The organism is Pseudoalteromonas sp. SG45-1, assembly GCF_014164135.1.
GTDB lineage: Bacteria > Pseudomonadota > Gammaproteobacteria > Enterobacterales > Alteromonadaceae > Pseudoalteromonas > Pseudoalteromonas distincta.
In genome coordinates this window covers 1-17,543 of the sequence record NZ_JACJEP010000008.1, presented here as the reverse complement: position 1 = coordinate 17,543, position 17,543 = coordinate 1, and the positions used below count along the sequence as shown (strand labels likewise).

Here is a 17,543-nt window from a genome sequence, read left to right as displayed (position 1 = left end):
CTTAATGTTCAAACTGGTTGCGTTTTTCGCCAGACATCATAATAGCTAACCCGCAGGCAGATATCACTACTAACAATAATCCAGGAATAGCGGCGCGACCAAAATAGCCCGCTTCGTATACACGCCATAAATAAGTAGAGAGGGTTTCAAACCCTGTAGGACCAAGTAATAGCGTGGCTTCGAGTTCACGCATTGACTCTAAAAACACCAGTGCTGCACCGGCAATAATACCGCGCATAGTTAAAGGTAGTGTTATGCGAGTAAATACTTCACGTGGGCTTGCCCCTAATACGCGCGCAGACTTCACTAAGCTTGGGTCTAAGTGTTCGGTGCTTGTTCTAACAGAGCCTACAGCAAGTGGTAAAAATCGCAGCATGTAAGCAATAATAAGCAATCCCAGTGTTTGATATAAAAACGGCAACTGCAAACCACCGTAAACAAGCGCTGTGCCCATTACTATACCTGGAATACCAAAACCAAAGTAAGTAACACGCTCCATTATACGACCCGCTTTTCCACTCAGTGCAGCATGTGCAACGGGGATAGCAACGATAACGGCTACAATTGCCGCAATACCCGATGCATACGTTGAGTTCCATGCAATATTAAAATCAAATGAGCTAAAACCATCGCGAGCTAACCAAAGCGAAAATATAGCCAAAGGCAAGCCAATAGCGAGTAGTAAAACAGGCGCAAACGTAACAAACATCGCACTTAATTGTACTTTACTTGGAAATAAAATTAACGGGCGACCATGGCGCTCAGGCGCTGTTTTTATTTGTGATTCAACTAAAAGTAAAAAACCGACAATAACCATCAGTTGAAGTGAAAGCATGGCAGCTCGCCCTAACGCAAAGGCGTTGTATTCAACGTAAATTACGCGGGTAAAGGTATCTAAGCGCATCATTGCCGGCGTGCCAAAGTCTGATAACGTATAAAGCGCGACTAACAAAGAGCCTGCTGCAATACCGTTAACTACGCGCGGTAATATCACTTTAAATATACTTTGCGTCATCGACATGCCCAGCGTTCGTGCTGCATTAACCATACTCGCATCAAGGCTAAGTAGGGATGAGCGAGTTGTCATCATTACAAACGGGAAAGTATAAAGCGTCATTACAATGGCGGCACCTGTTAGGCCATACATTGATGGTGTTTCTATTCCTGTTAAGGTATTTATTTCGCCACCGGGGCCAAAAGCAGCATAAAGTGTAAATGCGCCAATATAACTGGGAATTGCCAGTGGGGCTGCAAATACAACCAGCCAGAGCTTTTTAAATGGTAAATGCACATACGCGCTAATAAACGCCAGTGGCACACCAATTAAAATAGACCCAAGTACCGTTAAACCCATTAACGATAACGTGTTACCTAAAATTTGCAGGTTGTGGGTGTCAAACACTGAGCTCGCATCGCTTGCAAGCACAATTAATACATAAACAGGGGTAAGCGCAACAAGCGCTGCAAGCAGCGCCATTGGATAAGAGGCAGGTATTTTCATTACAATACGCCGCTGCTTCGCATCAAATCTATAGTAGGGCGTAAATCAGCTAGCTGTGTTAAATCTACTTTAGGTGGAGAAATATTAGCAAGTGACGGTAAACCCTCAGGTTGGGTAATACCATTTACTAACGGAATTTCGTACGCTTCACTGGCTAAGTAACCTTGTACTTCTTTACTTAGTAAGTAACGCATAAAGTTAGTTGCAAGCGGATCGTCGTTAAGCGCTAATACACCCGATGCATTAACTAAACAGCCCGCATCATTTTGTGTAAATGCTAAATCTAGCTTGGCATTAGGTTTACCTGATTTTAAACGCAAAGTGTAATAGTGATTAGCAAAACCAATATCAACTTCACCGCGTTCAACGCCCATAACAACACCTAGCTCGCCGGCGTATGTTTTAGCACGTTTTTGAATCTTTTTAAGCCACTTAGCGGTTTTGTCATCGCCTTCTAAGATTCGCATTGCGGTTACAAACGATTGAAAAGAAGCGTAGGCGGGCGCCCAGCCAATACTTAAATCGCTGTCGGCAATTTCCATAATACTTGTTGGAATTTGATCTTTAGTCAAACGCGACGTGTTATATGGCAATGTACGAATACGGCCAGTTACAGGTGCCCACTCTTTATATCTAAATTGTGGTTGTAACTGAGCAGATAAATCACCTGGGATAGGTTGTGCAAGGCCAGCATCGGTTACTAAACCAATTGCGCCTGAATCAACTGCCCAAAATAAATCAGCGCGGCGAACGCCAGCTTTAGCTTCTGCAACAATGGTATTTGCTAAAGCAGCAGTAGGACCTCGGCGTATACCGAGTTTAAAGTCTGGATTTTTTTTCTGGATTGCTTGTAATACGTTTTCATACAAACCACCTTCGCCTCGGCCTAAATAAAGCGTTAACTCGCCTTTAAGCTTTGGTAAATCGTCAACAGAAACAGGGTTTGCTATATCAGCGGCTAGCGCACGAGAAAGAGGCAGTGGCAATGAGCCAACCACCCCTAACGCAGCTAGGCCTTGAATAAAGGTCCTACGCTTCACTTAAAATACATCCTTACGTGCTTTTTCGGCTTTTTCTATTAAAACCTTAGCGCGGTCTAATTTTGTTTGCATATCACTGATCACATCGCGTACTTCGTCTACGCTTTTGCTGTTTTTAATGGCTTGTGGCAGTGTTACGTTAAAGTCTTTTTCCAGCACTTCAACTAGTTTTGCATCTTGTTCAATAAGTGTACCTTCAACGCCTTCAAACAGGTGCAGATAAGTATCGTGAACAATTTCAGTTGCTTCGTCTCGTAAACGCTCAGCAAATTTTGCTACTACACGGTCTAATTTGTGCTTAATTTCATCAATTGTGGCACTTTGTGTCATTTGAGTTGTAGCGGTTGCTTTTACAGTGTCTAACAAGCCTTTTTGCTGGAATTTTGCAGCAAGCTTAACAGCCCCAAGGCCTTGCCACAAGGCTATGTTCATCGCTTTTTGCTGTTTACGAACTTCCTCAGCAGGCTCTTTATTATCAATGGCCATTTTTACGCCATAAAGACCCTGCCAAATAGAAGCGTATACTGGTACAAAGTTAGTTTCTATTGCGCTGTGAAACTTAACTGATTCCCAATATTCAATTAAATCATCAGTTTTTACAGATTTTGCGCCTTTAGTATCGTAGTCGCTTACCATGGTATCAACTTTGCCTACCATCCATTCTACTTCTTCTGCGTAACTTTTAAGGTTAGCTTGAAGATGATTAACATGCTCGCCAATAGGGCCGTTAGCTAATACTGGTTGAGCCATAAACGCCGAGGCTAGTAAAAGGCTTGCACCTAAAGTTTTGGCTGGTTTAAATAGTAATTTCATAGCAAAGAAGTCCAAAAAGGTAATTGTAAATGATAGACATTATCATATAGCTAATGGTTAACGAGATCAATAACTACAAACTCGCTTAATAGATAAAAACACTAAATGTAGCGGTAGGTTACAGCAAATAGCGCTATAACCTGTATTAGGATTAGTTATTGAGACCGACTATTAAGCGTAATGCTTGCCTTTAATGGCATTATAAATGGCATCACACAGTGTTTTTATACTTGTGTCGTCACTTATATACGGTGGCATAAGGTAAATTAGTTTACCGAATGGGCGTATCCATACACCTTGCTCTACAAAATAAGCCTGAATTTTAGCAACATCAACATTGCCCGCAGCCTCGTTCAGTTCAACAACGCCTATTGCTCCTAAGGTACGCACATTGGCAACCGCATCTAGTTCACTGCATTTATTAAGTTGTTGTAGCTGGGTGTTTAGCTGCTTTATTCGTTGTTGCCAGTTTTGCTTAAGTAATAAATCAATACTTGCGCAGGCCGCTGCACAGGCAAGCGGGTTACCCATAAACGTAGGGCCGTGCATTAAAACACCGGCTTCACCTTCGCTTATGCCAATGGCTATTTTATCGCTAGTGATAGTGGCCGATAGCGTCATTGAACCGCCGGTTAATGCTTTACCAATACACATTATATCGGGTTCTATATTGGCGTGCTCTACAGCAAATAATTTACCTGTACGGCCAAAGCCTGTGGCAATTTCGTCGCAAATTAGCAGTACGTTATATTGGGTGCATAATTTACGCACGCAGGCTAAATAATCAGGGTGATAAAAGTTCATACCACCTGCGTTTTGTACAATAGGCTCAATGATAAAGGCGGCTACTTGGCTGTGGTTTGCTTTAAAGTATTCTTCAAGCTCTTGGGCTTCAGTTTGGTTAAACTCGAACCCAAATTGACTAACCGGTGCAGGCACAAAAACGTGTTCAGGTAAAAAGCCTGAATATAAACTATGCATTGAATTAACTGGGTCGCATACGCTCATGGCTGCAAAGGTGTCGCCATGGTAGCCCTTGTAAGGCGTCATTAATTTTTGTTTTGTTGTAATGCCTTGGCTTAACCAATATTGCAGCGCCATTTTTATTGCTACTTCAACACTTACCGATCCGCTGTCGGCTAAAAACACTTTAGTTAAACTAGGCGGCGTTATATTTACTATTTTTTTGCACAGCTCTACCGCGCTGTTATGCGTAATACCGCCAAACATAATGTGGCTCATACAGTTGATTTGCTCAATCATGGCGTTATTTATAACAGGGTTGTTATAGCCATGTATTGCGCTCCACCACGAGGCCATGCCATCGATTAATTGCTCGCCAGTTTCGAGGTGAATAATATTTTGATTAGCATGTGTAACAGGGTATACCGGAATTGGCTTAGTCATCGATGTATATGGGTGCCAAATGTGCTCACGATCAAAATCAAGGTCAATCGTATTCTTTTTAATCATATGTAAACTTTAACTTGGTGGGCTTCGTTGACAATGGTACTTCAACTCGTAGACTAAGCCAATATCACCGCTGAGAAAAAAATAAGAGAGTATTATGGAACTTGCACCTGTTCGTCACGATTGGACCCACGCTGAAGTTAAAGCATTATTTGAAATGCCATTTAACGATTTACTTTTTAAAGCCGCATCGGTTCACCGTGCTAACTTCAACCCAAATGAAGTGCAAATTTCTACGTTGTTATCAATTAAAACAGGCGCTTGCCCAGAAGACTGTAAGTACTGTCCGCAGTCGGGGCATTACCGAACAGATTTAGAACGCGAACGCTTAATAGAAGTAGAAAAAGTAGTAGAGCAAGCACGCCTTGCAAAACAAAAAGGCGCTACCCGTTTTTGTATGGGGGCTGCATGGTCAGATCCAAAAGACAGAGACATGCCATACATTTCGCAAATGGTTAAAGAAGTAAAAGAGCTAGGGTTAGAAACCTGTATGACGCTAGGTAAACTCACAAACGAAAAAGCCCATGAGCTTAGAGACGCAGGGCTTGATTACTACAACCATAACCTTGACACGTCACCTGAGTATTACGAGCAAATTATTTCAACCCGTACTTTTCAAGATAGATTAAATACCATTGACCACGTACGCGATGCCGGTATGAAAGTATGCTCGGGCGGAATAGTCGGTATGGGTGAGCAAGCAAGCGACCGTTTTGGATTACTTATGCAACTAGCTAATTTGCCACAACAGCCAGAAAGTGTGCCTATTAATATGCTCGTTAAAGTTAAAGGCACTCCGCTTGAAAACGTAGACGATTTAGATCACTTTGAATTTATACGTACCATAGCAACAGCGCGCATTATGATGCCACACAGTTATGTACGTTTATCGGCAGGGCGTAACGCCATGAACGAGCAAATGCAATCGATGTGCTTTTTTGCAGGCGCTAACTCAATATTTTATGGTGATAAACTCCTTACCACCGAAAACCCAGACGCTGATGCCGATATGAACCTAATTAAAAAATTAGGTATGAACCCAGAAAAACGTCACGACTATTCAGACGAAGCAGTTGAAGCCTCGCTTTCATCGCAAGTAGCCGACAAAGCAACCTCTGAATTGTTTTACGAAGCGTAGGCTTATATCAATGCCTTTTGATTTTATAAATACGCATCTGCAGGCTCGCCAGCAAGGTGCGTTACTTCGTAAACGCCACGTAGTACATCACGCTACAGCGCGCACCATAACGGTTAATAATAAAACCTACCTTAACTTTGCCAGTAACGACTACTTAGGCTTTGGTGATGTGGCTGTTAATCTTAATGACTCCCACGCATTAGGGAGTCACAGCTCAGCATTGGTTACGGGTTATCAGGCCCAGCAAAAAGCGCTTGAACAATACTTATGTGAGCAATTTGGTTATGGCGCAGCAATGCTATTTAACTCAGGGTTTAGCGCTAATAGCAGCGTAATTAAAGCGTTGTTTCAAGATAAAGCCGCTGCGCAAAACAGCGCTATTTTTCAAGATAAGTTAAATCATGCAAGCTTGATTGACGGTGCTATGCACTCAAACGCGGCATTAGTGCGTTTTAATCACAACGACATGAATCATTTACGTTCACGGCTCGAAAAATCAAAAGCGCAAAACAAGCTAATTATAAGCGAAGGCGTATTTTCGATGGATGGCGATACCGCGCCTCTTAAAGAATTACTCGCACTTGCAAAACAGCATAACGCATGGCTAATGATTGATGACGCACACGGTTTTGGTGTATTAGGTAAAACAGGCTTAGGCAGTTGCGAAGCGTTTATTACTCAAACGCTGCCAGATATATTAGTCATTACTTTTGGTAAAGCAGTGGCTAGTAGTGGCGCGTGTGTATTAGGAAGTAAACAGTTTATTGATTACATGCTGCAGTTTAATCGCGATTACACGTATTCAACCGCCATGTCGCCGCTTATGGCAAGTCACACTCTTGCGCGTATTAAAAACATAAAAACAGCCAATGATAAACGCGATAAGCTACATGCCAATATTGCATTATTTAAGCAACTCACTAAAACCCATAATATTGCAGTAATGGAATCAAATACAGCCATACAGCCCATTGTATTAGGTTGTGCTGAGCAAACGTTACAAGCGGCAGATAAACTTAAACAACAGGGTATTTGGCTCACTGCAATTAGACCGCCGACGGTTGCACATAACACCTCACGTTTACGCATTACTTTAACCGCCGCACATACCGAGCAAGACATAACGCACTTAGTTAAGCATTTAGTTGGTGCAATAGCATGACTGCTCAGCCAGTATTAAAAACAGATTTAGTGCAAACACAACTTGTAAAACCGTGCCTAGTGAGTAGCGATTCAAATAAAGAATTAAATAAGGAGCCAAATCGAGAGCTAAACAAGGAGCTTAAAAAGTCTACACAAAGTAAGTTTTCAAAAGCGGCGGCGAGTTATAACACCCATGCAAATGTACAAAAACATGCTGCGAGCGATCTATTTTCACTCATAAAACCAGGCTTTAATAAAAATAAGCTTTGTGTTGATTTAGGCGCAGGCCCGCTTGTTAATACGCATACCTTACAAAGTATGTTTGCAAGCGTTATTGCCATGGATTTGAGCTTAAACATGCTGCAAAGTAGTGATTTAACCACACCCAAAATATGCGCCGATATGGATAACTTACCGCTACAAGCAAACAGTGTTGATGTTATTTACAGTAACTTTGCAGTGCAGTGGTCTGCTAATTTTTCGGCTTTAATGCAATCACTTTACAGCATATTAAAACCAGGCGGGCAGGCGTACATAAGCACTTTGGTAGAGGGCTCACTAAATGAAATAAAAACAGCTTTTGCAGCGCTTGATTCAAACAGCCACATAAATACCTTTAATAGTGAACTGTATATAAACCAATCAGTCCAAAATGCAGGATTTACTATTAACAGCGCTAAAAAACGTATTTATACCGATGAATACACAGCACCTTTAAAAGCTATTGCCTCTATTAAAGCCATTGGCGCAACAACGCAAAATCATACCAATACGCGCCAAGGGTTACTTACCAAATCGGCGCTACAAAAAGTATGCAGTGCGTATCCGCTTATAAATAATAAAGCATGTGTGTCTTATCATGTGGTGCTGTTATCATTAGAAAAAAGCCATTAGAAAAAAGCCATTACAAAAAAGCGATTAATTGCTTAAGTTAAAACTTAAAATTAAACCAAACTTAGATTCAGATCATAAGGCAACGCATGAAAGAATTTTTTATAACAGGCACCGACACCGATGCCGGAAAAACCCACGTTACCAGTTTGCTATTAAAATTACTTGCCCAACATAAAAAACAAGCCATTGGCTTTAAACCCCTTGCTGCTGGCTGCGAAATGGCGTTCGATCAACTAGTAAACGCCGATGCCCTTATACTAATGGAAAGCGCAACAGTGAGCGCTAAATACGACGTAGTAAATCCGTTTGCGTTTGCACCGCCTATTGCACCTCACATAGCCGCTGAGAAAGTTGGAGTGAGTATTACTGTAGATAAACTAAGTGATGCTTATAAAAACGTAAAACAACAGGGCGCTGACATTATACTTACCGAAGGCGCTGGTGGTTGGGCATTACCTATTAATAAAAACGATTATTTATACGACTGGGTTAAAGCAGAAAAAATGCCGGTAATACTCGTTGTTGGCATGAAGCTAGGTTGCTTAAATCATGCATTACTAACCGCTGCGCATATGCAAAGTATGGGAATAAACTGCGTTGGCTGGATTGCAAACCAAGTAGATAAAAACATGGACGAGTACCAAGCAAACCTTGACTCACTAAAAGCACGTTTACCGTTTCCAATACTTGCCATAAGCCCATACAGCCAGCAAACGCCTAAGTTACAAATATACAAAAGCTTGCTTAGTGCGTTATCTATAAACACTTAAGTGGTTTAAAAAGATTTACTTTTTTAGGTAAATCTTGAAATAGTCAACCTTAGTACACATATAAACGTTTATAAATACATAGCTTGCTTTAAAGACAATGTTACTAAGGACATAACGACTATATGACGCACCCATTTATTGAAAACTACGCCCCAGATGCGCACGTAAGCGCTGAGCCAAAAGCACTAAACTATGGCTTACCTAAAAAACGCGTAGGTATAATAGGTGGAGGCACAGCTGGCGCCACAATAGCCATTAGACTTGCTGCGTTAGGGCTAGAAACTTATGTGCTTGAAAAGAAAAAGTCGTTAATTGATGGCCCTCCAATGTGCCATTTGCATGCGGGTGGCAACTTATATCGTGAAATACCCGACGAAGACTGCATAGATTTACTCAAGCAATGTATAGATATTGCGCGCCTTTATCCTTACACCATCGATGTTCGCCCCACAGTATTTGCAGTGCCTAAACGCGATGACGACTCACCGGAAGATTTATTTCCGCGTTTAAATAAATTAGTAAAAGCCTATAGCGAGCTTGTTGAGCAAGATAGCGCTAATAAAGTATTAGGCGAGCCAGAGCATTATTATCAGTTATATAGTTATGAGCAAATGCTAAAGCTTGCCAAGCAAAAACAAGTAGCCAAGCCCACGTCGTTAGATGAGTGGATGATACCCGTTGCTAAGCATTTAGATTTAGACAAGCTAAAGTTTCCGCTAATTGTTGCACAAGAATATGGTTGGAATATATTTCGTTTATCGGCCAGTGCACAACTAGCACTTGCACAGTACAAACACGCTCATGTTTTAACAAGCACCAGTGTTAAAAATGTATCGCCAGTTATAAATACCAATAATGATAAGCAAACACTTAAGTGGCGCATTGGGTATCAATCAGAGCCAAGCCTTGATGAACAACCTGATAATTCAACCAATACACAAGCCGATTCACAAACCATTGAGGTAGATTACCTAATTAATGCGTGTGGTTTTCAAACCGGTATTATTGACGACCTCGTTGGGGTAGATGTAAAACGCATGGTCGAATTTAAAGCCTCTTACATTACTCATTGGCAAGGTGCTGGTGGGCAAATACCCGAAATAATTATTTATGGTAACCGAGGTACGCCAGAAGGTATGGCGCAGCTAACCCCTTACCCTAACGGATACTTTCAAATACATGGCATGACTAACAACATTACATTGTTTAATGATGGGTTAGCTGATGCCACGCCAATGAGCGCACAACCTAAACTTCCCAATAAATACCTGCATTATATTAAAGATGGCTGGGACAAAGCAGCATTGCAAACACGTACCCAAACAGCAATTGATTATGTAGCCGAGTTTGTCCCTGCGTTTAAAACTGCTAATAAACAAAATAATGCCTTGTATGGCGGGCAACAAATCCCAGGGGATGACGACACTTTGCGCGTAGCCGATGTAAGTTTATATTCGCATATTAGTTACGCACGGGCCGAAAATGTTAAAGCATCGTCAACGTTAATAGCGGCAGATCAAATAGTGGGTGAGTTTATAAAATTAGGAATAATAAGTAGCGATCCTGCTGTAAATCATCACCGAAGTACCCACCAATGGTCGTACCTTAAACATAATAGCGGCGAAAAAATTGACGAAGTTGCACGCATATTGGCACACGAGCGTGGTTTTCCGATTGATATGGCAGAGCTTAATAACAGCTTGTAATAAGCTGATTTATAAAGAAACTTTAGTCTTAAATTTGCTGTAAAACTCTTCCTAAAAAAATTATCAATAAACACATAAATAACACTTGTGTTATGACATAGTTTGTCACAGAATAGCGCTAACGTTATGACATAGTGTGTCATGACGCAGTGGTTGCTTTAACCTAATTTAATTTTATGTTCGGTGATCAAACCTATTTTTGTGAGGACAATATGAAACGTATATTTTTGTTTTTATTAACTAACCTAGCGGTTATGTTGGTATTAGGTGTAGTGCTTTCAATAATAATGAGTGCGCTGGGCTTAAGCCATCGTAGCCTTGGCGGAATTTTACTTATAGCCACAGTATTTGGTTTTGGTGGATCGTTTATTTCGTTATTTATGTCGAAATGGATCGCTAAAAAATCAACAGGCGCGCACGTAATTACGCAGCCTCGAAACGAAACCGAACATTGGCTTGTACAAACGGTATCTGCGCAAGCACAAAAAGCAGGTATCAAAATGCCAGAAGTGGCTATTTACGACAGCCCAGAAATGAACGCGTTTGCAACGGGCCCAAGTAAAAACAACTCGTTAGTGGCAGTAAGCACAGGCTTAATGCACAACATGACCAAAGATCAGGCCGAAGCCGTGCTCGCCCACGAAGTATCGCACGTGGCTAACGGCGACATGGTAACGCTTACGCTAATACAAGGCGTGGTAAATACCTTTGTAATATTTGCCGCAAAAGTACTGGCAGGCATTGTAGATAACTTTATTAATAGCGATGAAGAAGAGGGCGGCAGTAGCTGGACATACTTCTTATTCGATATGTTATTCCAAGTATTATTTGGCGTGCTAGCAAGCATAGTGGTTGCAAGTTACAGCCGTAAACGTGAATTTGCAGCCGACAGCGGCGCAGCAAAATTAGTTGGTGCTGACAAAATGCGTTCCGCCCTTGAGCGATTAAAGCAAAACCATCCTTCGCAATTAGAAGGCTCAATGATGGCTTTTGGTATTGCAAGTGGCAAAGGTGTTGCTGAGCTGTTTTCATCGCACCCACCGCTTGATGCGCGAATAGACGCACTAGGCAAGTAACTATGTAAGTTAGTAAATATTCTAAGCCAGCTTAACCGCTGGCTTTTTTATGTTTACGTTAAAATGCTAAAATCGCACGCACTGTATTTATATACAGTTATTTGTATTGCGTTATAAAATCGTTACTTTTTTAAGCTAGCACAAAAAAACTTAATCGCTAATGTAAGCCAAATTAACACTAAAAATGAAAACGATGCATTGTATGTTACATGCATAGGGCAGGTAAAAAACGAATCAAACTTCACCTTTAAAAATATAAAGTTTAAGGTCGATTTTTTAACAGATCAAAACACGCTAGTCGATACGCTATCAATAACCGACGAAGACCTAATTATACTTCCTAATGACTCAACAAACTTTAGAGTAAGAGATATTGCGCAAAAACAAGCGGCCAGTTATAACAATTGCCAAGTAACAATAACCGATGCCTAGGCTTATAAATTACTTGTTGTAGTTATTTAAAGCTATTTAAAGTGTCAAATTAGTGAGTAAAAATAATTAAGAAAACCAACTTTAAGCTGGTTTTCTGATATAAACAGTGATTACTGAGAAAGAATAATCTCAGTAATTCCTTCGGCAGATAGTATTTCAATCCAGTAGCCGTCAGGGTCTTTAATAAATGCTAAGCCTTTCATTGAGCCATCATCTGGTTTTTTAACAAACTCAACATCGTATTTTACAAAGCGCTCACAGGCTTCGTAAACATCCGGTACGCTAATACCAATATGGCCAAATCCTTTAGGTTCTTGGTTACCACTGTGGTAGCCCTCAAAGCTGTCGTCGCTTTCAGTGCCCCAGTTATGGGTTAACTCAATTAGCGCAGGGCGACGAAACACCCATTCTGCTTTAGTTTTATCATCACCTTGTGGTAATTCTTGCTCGTAGCCTAAAAAGTAAAGCGTAAACTTCATACCAGGAAAATCATACTTACCTAACAGCTTCATACCTAATACATTTTGGTAAAATTCAAGCGACGGCTTTGGATCTTTAATACGTAACATAGTTTGTTGCATAACAAAGCCCTGAGTGGCCTGTTCAACTTGTTCTGGAGATTCGTTATAGTTAGACATGGTGATCCTTTTAATGATTGGTATTACATCAATATATTCTAATACACTTAAAAATTTTATTAACCCACATAAAGTAAATATTATAAAAAAGCCAGCTTATAGCTGGCCCATATCAATAGTCATATTAAACTATTAGTATAATTCTTTGATACTTTTAGTAAAGTCAGATGCTCGTCTTGTCATTTTATGACCTGATTTAACTTTTAAAACAGTATCATCAAGTGAAAACTCACTCTTTGAATCTTTAAAATCTTGTTTTGCTGAAACAGTAACCTTTGTCAACAGTGCTAACTCTTCTTTATAATCAGCATCATCTTTACATATTTCAGAAACAGCCTCTAAAACAGCTACTGTGCGTTGACCCGCATGAGACATAATCCATTGGCTTTGGTATCTATCATCAGCAAGCTTAGCTTCATTAGCAGCAGCCATTTTCTTAAAGTCATCCCAATCAACATTTACATCTAATTTAGCGTTTCCACAAGAAGCTTTAACTTTTGCAACTTCTTCTGCAATACTTGCATCTGCAGCTCTAATTGCTTTTTTGTCTTTGATAGATGCATAAGCAGATGAGCTGAAAACAGCAATAATAAGTCCGGCTAAAATTTTTTGTTTCATAACTTCTTCCTTTTAGTGTTTAAAAAATATTATATATTGCTTCATAACTAACTTCAGGCAGATTCTCTACCTGGTTACCTAATTGAATCGTGAGTTCGCTTTTATTTAACTCTGCACTTTGAGTATCGGGAGTGCTCGATGGTAAAACCTTAACACTTTTTATATCTTTTACTGCTAAGGCATAATCATTGTCAATTAAACATACTTTTTCTAATGATTGTAAATAAGCTGAAAGTTTAGATGGGGTAGTCTTCAAATTGTTTTTGCCAAAGTTAGACCAAGCGACATCAAGGACAATTTGCGTACCACACTTTTCATTAAGGCTTTTTAAATGTTTTTTATACAACTTTTTAGCTTCAATTTTGCTAAAGGTTTCAAATTGTCGTTCTTTGTATTTTTCAATAATTCTTCTTTCTTTAGCTTTGTCTATAGAGCCCTGATAAATAACTTTAGTTACAGTACCATCGTCTAAATATACATTTGAATAAGAAACTAGAGTGCCAGATATTATTGTTTGGTCTTTATCGTTTCTAAAATTAACATTAGGCATGCCAATTAGTTTTAGGTAATAGCCTTCTCCAATATCGTTTTTGAACCTTTTATATAATAAAGTCTGCTCATCGAAGTGATGCTCGAATCCTCGGTAGTTAACATAGTATGTATCTTGTTTTTCATTAGGTACAATGAATAGCTGTGCTTCACGCTCTGAGTCATAACTGTAATAAACTTTGGATGTTTCGGTGGCAGATAATACGTTGGTAGATAACAAAAAAGCAGATAAAATTAGTGGTAATTTCATGTTTTAGTCCTTTAAGGTAAATATTAAATAAAATATTACATCCAGTAATTTAGCAGTACTATACTGCACTCTTTTATTTGCGTCAAAATTTACAGTAATAGATTTTATTAATATTATTTACATTCATAATTAGTGTAAAAAAGCAATAAGTGGTCGCTATTTAAACTGACTTATCTATTTCACCTTATCAGTTTAGCAAGAGCTTAAACTACTGACACGAGGATTATTTACTTCTAGTGATTCCCTAAGTGAAAACAGCTCTTAACATAAAAAAGCGAAGACGTAAGCAGTCAACATACAAAATTAACCTCACTATCCTGTAACCGCTTAGCCTCAGTAACGCAAAGCAATAAACGCCATGTAAAAATAGAGCGCGACAGCCTTGGCCGCGTAACTGCGCAGCATGCAAGCCTTGCAAGCGACTCACATATCGTTAATAACGCCAATTACTACAGCTACACAAAGCAAGGTAAAATTGCGCGTGCACATAATGCGCAATCAACACTTAAACAACGCTTTGATAAAGGCGGCAGGCTACTGTGCGCCGAGCAAGTTAATAACCAGCAACAAGCGCATACCCTAAAGTACAGCTACGACGAATACGGCAGAAGGCAAACCCTTACGCTGCCAGACTCAACAACGCTTAAATACAGCTACAACCAGTTTGGCCAGCTAAGCAGTATTAACTTACTGCAAACCAATAGCAAAGAGATTGAGCTCGCAAAGCCGCTTGTAACATTAAGCTACGACAGCCAAGGCAATATTAAAACCCAGCAGTTTGGTAACAGCATAACTCTTACTCAACAGTTTGATGTATTTAACCGCTTAACGCAGCAGCAGCTTACACATCCATCGCAAACATTATTTGATACCTGTACGTACAACTACGACAGTGTAAACCAGCTTATTGCCCGCAAAAATGAAGGCGTAAGCAGCCAGAATATCAATTTTGAATACAACAGCCTCGGCCAGTTAATACAACAAACATTGGCAGGCGAGCAGAACAATAAAATCACACACTATCAGTGGGATAGCTTTGGTAACCCACAAAGCCAAACAGTTAAATCAAACACAAGCGATGCAGACCTTAGAGATACAGGCGAGCAGGGGATAGAACATGATGCAGCCAGCAACGAGTATACAGCCAGCTCTTCTATTGATTTAACGCGCGCCACCCATAGCGAATACAATGAGTTAGCAGCAAATAGTAGTGAAAATAGTAGTGAAAATAGTAGTAAAAATAGTAGCAACGCTGACTCAGTAGCAAACAATGAAGGCACTAACAACACCACAATAAACAGTGCCACCGACGCCGACCGCCTAACACACTTTGGCGACAGCGACTTTTACTACGACGAGTTTGGTAACCAAATACGCGAAACCGGCAAAGGCATTAAAACCCGTCGTGAATACAACGCGTTTAACCAGTTAAGCTGTTTTAACAACAACGGCACGCTTACCCAATACGACTACGACCCACTAGGGCGTCGTATCGCCAAGCACACTGAGCAGGGTAAAATTGACTACATTTGGGATAACGACCAGTTAATTGGTGAATACTAACACGGTGAATATACCTGGTATATTAACCTGCCAAATCAATTTCACCCAGTCGCGCTGATTAAACAAGGCGAAGTTTATTATTACCACCTAGACCAGCTTAACACCCCACGTTTTGTAACCAACAACAAAGCAGAAGTGGTATGGGAAAACCAAGCCGATGTTTATGGTTACGTAGAGTCAGAGGTAAGCACTACAAATACTTTTACTCAGCCAATCCGTTTTCAGGGTCAGTATTTAGATGAAGAGAGTGGCTTACATTACAACCGCTACTACAGCCCCAAACAACAGCGCTCTATAAATCAAGATCCAATAGGGTTAGTGGGTGGGATAAACCACTATCAATATGCGCCTAATCCGGTAAATTGGGTGGACCAATGGGGTTATTGTGTAAAGAGGGTGTGAAAAAGCTTTCTAAGATGATAGGCGACATCGTTGACCCAGCAACAAAAGACAAAATATTAAAAATTGCTGAAGACAGTTCTCCAGCAGATGCCAGAACGGGTAATATTAAAGTAACAAGACCTAATGGTGAAAACAGATTAGAGCATGAATACAGTATCGAATCTATGGATGTTGATAACGGTAAAATTACTTTAACACGAGAAGTGGGCGATAAAGTGATTGAAACTACGATGAGCATTGAACAGTTTGTTGGTGGGCATGTTATTGATGGCAAAGTGGTAAATCAAGAATGGTCTCGTGAAACAGGAACGCTGACTGAGAATGAGTTAAAACTTAATAAAGCAACTAAAAAGGCAGGCAGTAAAAAGGTTGTTTCTTCTCTTCCAGTGCATTTGAAAAAGCATGTAGATACTCATGATACAGAAATGGATGAGCGTGATAAGCACAAGGCAAAAACTTCACCAGAAGAAACAAAAAGTTATAACGACCAAATACCAAAGATTAACAATGAATCAGCCAAAATTGGTGAAAAGGCTGCTGATGCAGCGATTAAAATACAGTACCCTGGTTATACTCGCATTCACCCAACGAGCTTAGATAGTTCCACATCGGAAAAGGGTAACTTTGATATGGTTTATCATAATGCCAATGGTGATGTAATTATTGTTGAAGCCAAGGGGGGCAGTAGTCCATTAGGTAAAATGAAAATAGGTGATGAATATTATCAGCAAGGTACAACGAAGTATGCAGAAGCCATTACTAAAAACATGGCTAAAGCTTCACCAAATACAACAGATAAGAAAGCGGCTAATGCAATCGAAGTAGCTATAGAGAGCGACAACAACATAAAATATTTACATATTAAAACTCCTATTATTAAAACTGACGGTGGTTCTGTAGTCGGTGAAGTGGAAATTTCAGAGTTTGATATCGAATTATTATAATTAGTAGGTTAATAAATGAAAATTGAAAGAGCATATAAGCCTAATTTAAAACAAGTGTCTGTAGATGAATGGTTAGAACCTCTACAGAAAAGAAGAAAAAAAATTTCAGAAAATCTGATTAAGAAAAAAGGTAACTTAATAAGATTCTCTGGGCTTTATATTAATATATCCAGCTGGCTCACTTGGGAAGTTCAAACCCCCGAGATAGAAAAAGAATCTGCAACAGGGCTACGTTATGCATCAAAAATGTACGCCGCGTTCCTCAAACTTGCAGAAACACCCGAGCAAGAGCAAACTTTTAAAATATATGATTTACCTGAAGTGACATGGAATGGTAAAGGTATGTTAGAAGCTGGTTATGCAGCGCCATCAGAATGGCTTGATGCCTATTTTTTAGCGGTCATTACTCGCGATACTGAAAGTATGGATAGCTTGGCAAATTTCCCTGTAGAAACGATGAAACAAAGTGCGACACAAGCAGGCCCCGTTTCTTATAAGCTCGTTGAAGTATTTCAAGCTTATCACCATCATCAAGCCGATTACCCAAAATTGCTTGACGAGTGTATGGGAATGGCTGTTAAGCAAAATGATGACTG

18 protein-coding genes and 1 pseudogene are annotated in these 17,543 nt (G+C 40.0%); 12 read left to right on the top strand and 7 right to left on the bottom strand.

What is annotated here, in order from left to right:
- Position 1: 1 nt before the first annotated feature.
- From H5117_RS09035 to bioA, 4 genes are all read right to left on the bottom strand, one after another.
- The gene (locus H5117_RS09035; RefSeq protein WP_024597048.1) at positions 2 to 1,501 is read right to left on the bottom strand and encodes an iron ABC transporter permease; all 1,500 of its coding nucleotides are present in this window, start codon (positions 1,499 to 1,501) and stop codon (positions 2 to 4) included.
- On the bottom strand, positions 1,501 to 2,541 hold the full coding sequence (locus tag H5117_RS09030; protein ID WP_024606722.1) for an extracellular solute-binding protein: 1,041 nt from the start codon (positions 2,539 to 2,541) through the stop codon (positions 1,501 to 1,503). The genes H5117_RS09035 and H5117_RS09030 overlap by 1 nt, the downstream gene beginning before the upstream one ends.
- Positions 2,542 to 3,354, bottom strand: coding sequence for a hypothetical protein (locus H5117_RS09025; RefSeq protein WP_002961238.1), 813 nt, complete (start codon positions 3,352 to 3,354; stop codon positions 2,542 to 2,544).
- Between the two features lie 171 nt (positions 3,355 to 3,525).
- A complete protein-coding gene (gene bioA / locus H5117_RS09020) occupies positions 3,526 to 4,827 on the bottom strand; it encodes an adenosylmethionine--8-amino-7-oxononanoate transaminase (protein ID WP_182737310.1) in 1,302 nt (433 codons plus the stop codon).
- A gap of 94 nt (positions 4,828 to 4,921) precedes the next feature.
- Here bioA and bioB point away from each other — a divergent pair, with 94 nt between their 5' ends.
- The 7 genes from bioB to H5117_RS08985 all read left to right on the top strand — a co-directional run bounded on the left by bioB (position 4,922) and on the right by H5117_RS08985 (position 11,983).
- Complete coding sequence (bioB, locus tag H5117_RS09015) at positions 4,922 to 5,962, top strand: biotin synthase BioB (RefSeq protein ID WP_002961242.1); 1,041 nt, start codon at positions 4,922 to 4,924, stop codon at positions 5,960 to 5,962.
- 10 nt (positions 5,963 to 5,972) lie between these two features.
- Positions 5,973 to 7,124, top strand: coding sequence for an 8-amino-7-oxononanoate synthase (locus H5117_RS09010; protein ID WP_182737307.1), 1,152 nt, complete (start codon positions 5,973 to 5,975; stop codon positions 7,122 to 7,124).
- Positions 7,121 to 7,999, top strand: coding sequence for a methyltransferase domain-containing protein (locus tag H5117_RS09005; RefSeq protein ID WP_182737305.1), 879 nt, complete (start codon positions 7,121 to 7,123; stop codon positions 7,997 to 7,999). The genes H5117_RS09010 and H5117_RS09005 overlap by 4 nt, the downstream gene beginning before the upstream one ends.
- An 86-nt stretch (positions 8,000 to 8,085) precedes the next feature.
- Positions 8,086 to 8,769 carry a dethiobiotin synthase gene (bioD, locus tag H5117_RS09000; RefSeq protein WP_182737303.1) on the top strand — a complete coding sequence of 228 codons (684 nt, stop codon included), beginning with the start codon at positions 8,086 to 8,088 and terminating at the stop codon, positions 8,767 to 8,769.
- Positions 8,770 to 8,891: 122 nt separating this feature from the next.
- Positions 8,892 to 10,475: an FAD-dependent oxidoreductase gene (locus tag H5117_RS08995; RefSeq protein WP_182719840.1), complete on the top strand. Its 1,584-nt coding sequence runs from the start codon at positions 8,892 to 8,894 to the stop codon at positions 10,473 to 10,475.
- A gap of 212 nt (positions 10,476 to 10,687) precedes the next feature.
- A complete protein-coding gene (gene htpX / locus H5117_RS08990; RefSeq protein WP_033031868.1) occupies positions 10,688 to 11,551 on the top strand; it encodes a protease HtpX in 864 nt (287 codons plus the stop codon).
- Between the two features lie 198 nt (positions 11,552 to 11,749).
- Positions 11,750 to 11,983: a hypothetical protein gene (locus H5117_RS08985; RefSeq protein ID WP_259395086.1), complete on the top strand. Its 234-nt coding sequence runs from the start codon at positions 11,750 to 11,752 to the stop codon at positions 11,981 to 11,983.
- A 110-nt stretch (positions 11,984 to 12,093) separates the two neighbouring features.
- Here H5117_RS08985 and gloA read toward each other — a convergent pair whose 3' ends face one another.
- From gloA to H5117_RS08970, 3 genes are all read right to left on the bottom strand, one after another.
- Positions 12,094 to 12,621 carry a lactoylglutathione lyase gene (gene gloA / locus H5117_RS08980; RefSeq protein WP_182695687.1) on the bottom strand — a complete coding sequence of 176 codons (528 nt, stop codon included), beginning with the start codon at positions 12,619 to 12,621 and terminating at the stop codon, positions 12,094 to 12,096.
- Between the two features lie 132 nt (positions 12,622 to 12,753).
- A complete protein-coding gene (locus H5117_RS08975; RefSeq protein ID WP_182695688.1) occupies positions 12,754 to 13,239 on the bottom strand; it encodes a hypothetical protein in 486 nt (161 codons plus the stop codon).
- A gap of 19 nt (positions 13,240 to 13,258) precedes the next feature.
- Positions 13,259 to 14,038 carry a hypothetical protein gene (locus H5117_RS08970; RefSeq protein ID WP_182737301.1) on the bottom strand — a complete coding sequence of 260 codons (780 nt, stop codon included), beginning with the start codon at positions 14,036 to 14,038 and terminating at the stop codon, positions 13,259 to 13,261.
- 987 nt (positions 14,039 to 15,025) lie between these two features.
- On the opposite strand from H5117_RS08970, the gene H5117_RS20855 reads away from it, so the two are divergent.
- The 5 genes and pseudogenes from H5117_RS20855 to H5117_RS08955 all read left to right on the top strand — a co-directional run.
- On the top strand, positions 15,026 to 15,601 hold the full coding sequence (locus H5117_RS20855; RefSeq protein ID WP_220491778.1) for a hypothetical protein: 576 nt from the start codon (positions 15,026 to 15,028) through the stop codon (positions 15,599 to 15,601).
- Positions 15,602 to 15,622: 21 nt separating this feature from the next.
- Positions 15,623 to 15,730 (top strand): annotated as a pseudogene (locus H5117_RS20850) (hypothetical protein); the annotation flags it as partial.
- 6 nt (positions 15,731 to 15,736) lie between these two features.
- Complete coding sequence (locus H5117_RS20845) at positions 15,737 to 16,003, top strand: RHS repeat-associated core domain-containing protein (protein WP_310737166.1); 267 nt, start codon at positions 15,737 to 15,739, stop codon at positions 16,001 to 16,003.
- The gene (locus H5117_RS08960; RefSeq protein ID WP_182737299.1) at positions 16,000 to 16,947 is read left to right on the top strand and encodes a hypothetical protein; all 948 of its coding nucleotides are present in this window, start codon (positions 16,000 to 16,002) and stop codon (positions 16,945 to 16,947) included. Before H5117_RS20845 ends, H5117_RS08960 begins: the two co-directional genes overlap by 4 nt.
- A gap of 15 nt (positions 16,948 to 16,962) precedes the next feature.
- Positions 16,963 to 17,543: immunity 49 family protein (locus tag H5117_RS08955; RefSeq protein ID WP_182737296.1), on the top strand; the 581-nt coding region annotated here is incomplete at its 3' end.

Coding starts and splice junctions, on each gene's coding strand:
- H5117_RS08975 (WP_182695688.1), bottom strand. CDS start 13,239: ATGAAACAAAAAATTTTAGCCGGACTTATTATTGCTGTTTTCAGCTCA.
- H5117_RS08995 (WP_182719840.1), top strand. CDS start 8,892: ATGACGCACCCATTTATTGAAAACTACGCCCCAGATGCGCACGTAAGC.
- H5117_RS09005 (WP_182737305.1), top strand. CDS start 7,121: ATGACTGCTCAGCCAGTATTAAAAACAGATTTAGTGCAAACACAACTT.
- bioD (WP_182737303.1), top strand. CDS start 8,086: ATGAAAGAATTTTTTATAACAGGCACCGACACCGATGCCGGAAAAACC.
- H5117_RS08970 (WP_182737301.1), bottom strand. CDS start 14,038: ATGAAATTACCACTAATTTTATCTGCTTTTTTGTTATCTACCAACGTA.
- bioB (WP_002961242.1), top strand. CDS start 4,922: ATGGAACTTGCACCTGTTCGTCACGATTGGACCCACGCTGAAGTTAAA.
- H5117_RS09010 (WP_182737307.1), top strand. CDS start 5,973: ATGCCTTTTGATTTTATAAATACGCATCTGCAGGCTCGCCAGCAAGGT.
- H5117_RS09035 (WP_024597048.1), bottom strand. CDS start 1,501: ATGAAAATACCTGCCTCTTATCCAATGGCGCTGCTTGCAGCGCTTGTT.
- gloA (WP_182695687.1), bottom strand. CDS start 12,621: ATGTCTAACTATAACGAATCTCCAGAACAAGTTGAACAGGCCACTCAG.
- htpX (WP_033031868.1), top strand. CDS start 10,688: ATGAAACGTATATTTTTGTTTTTATTAACTAACCTAGCGGTTATGTTG.
- H5117_RS09025 (WP_002961238.1), bottom strand. CDS start 3,354: ATGAAATTACTATTTAAACCAGCCAAAACTTTAGGTGCAAGCCTTTTA.
- bioA (WP_182737310.1), bottom strand. CDS start 4,827: ATGATTAAAAAGAATACGATTGACCTTGATTTTGATCGTGAGCACATT.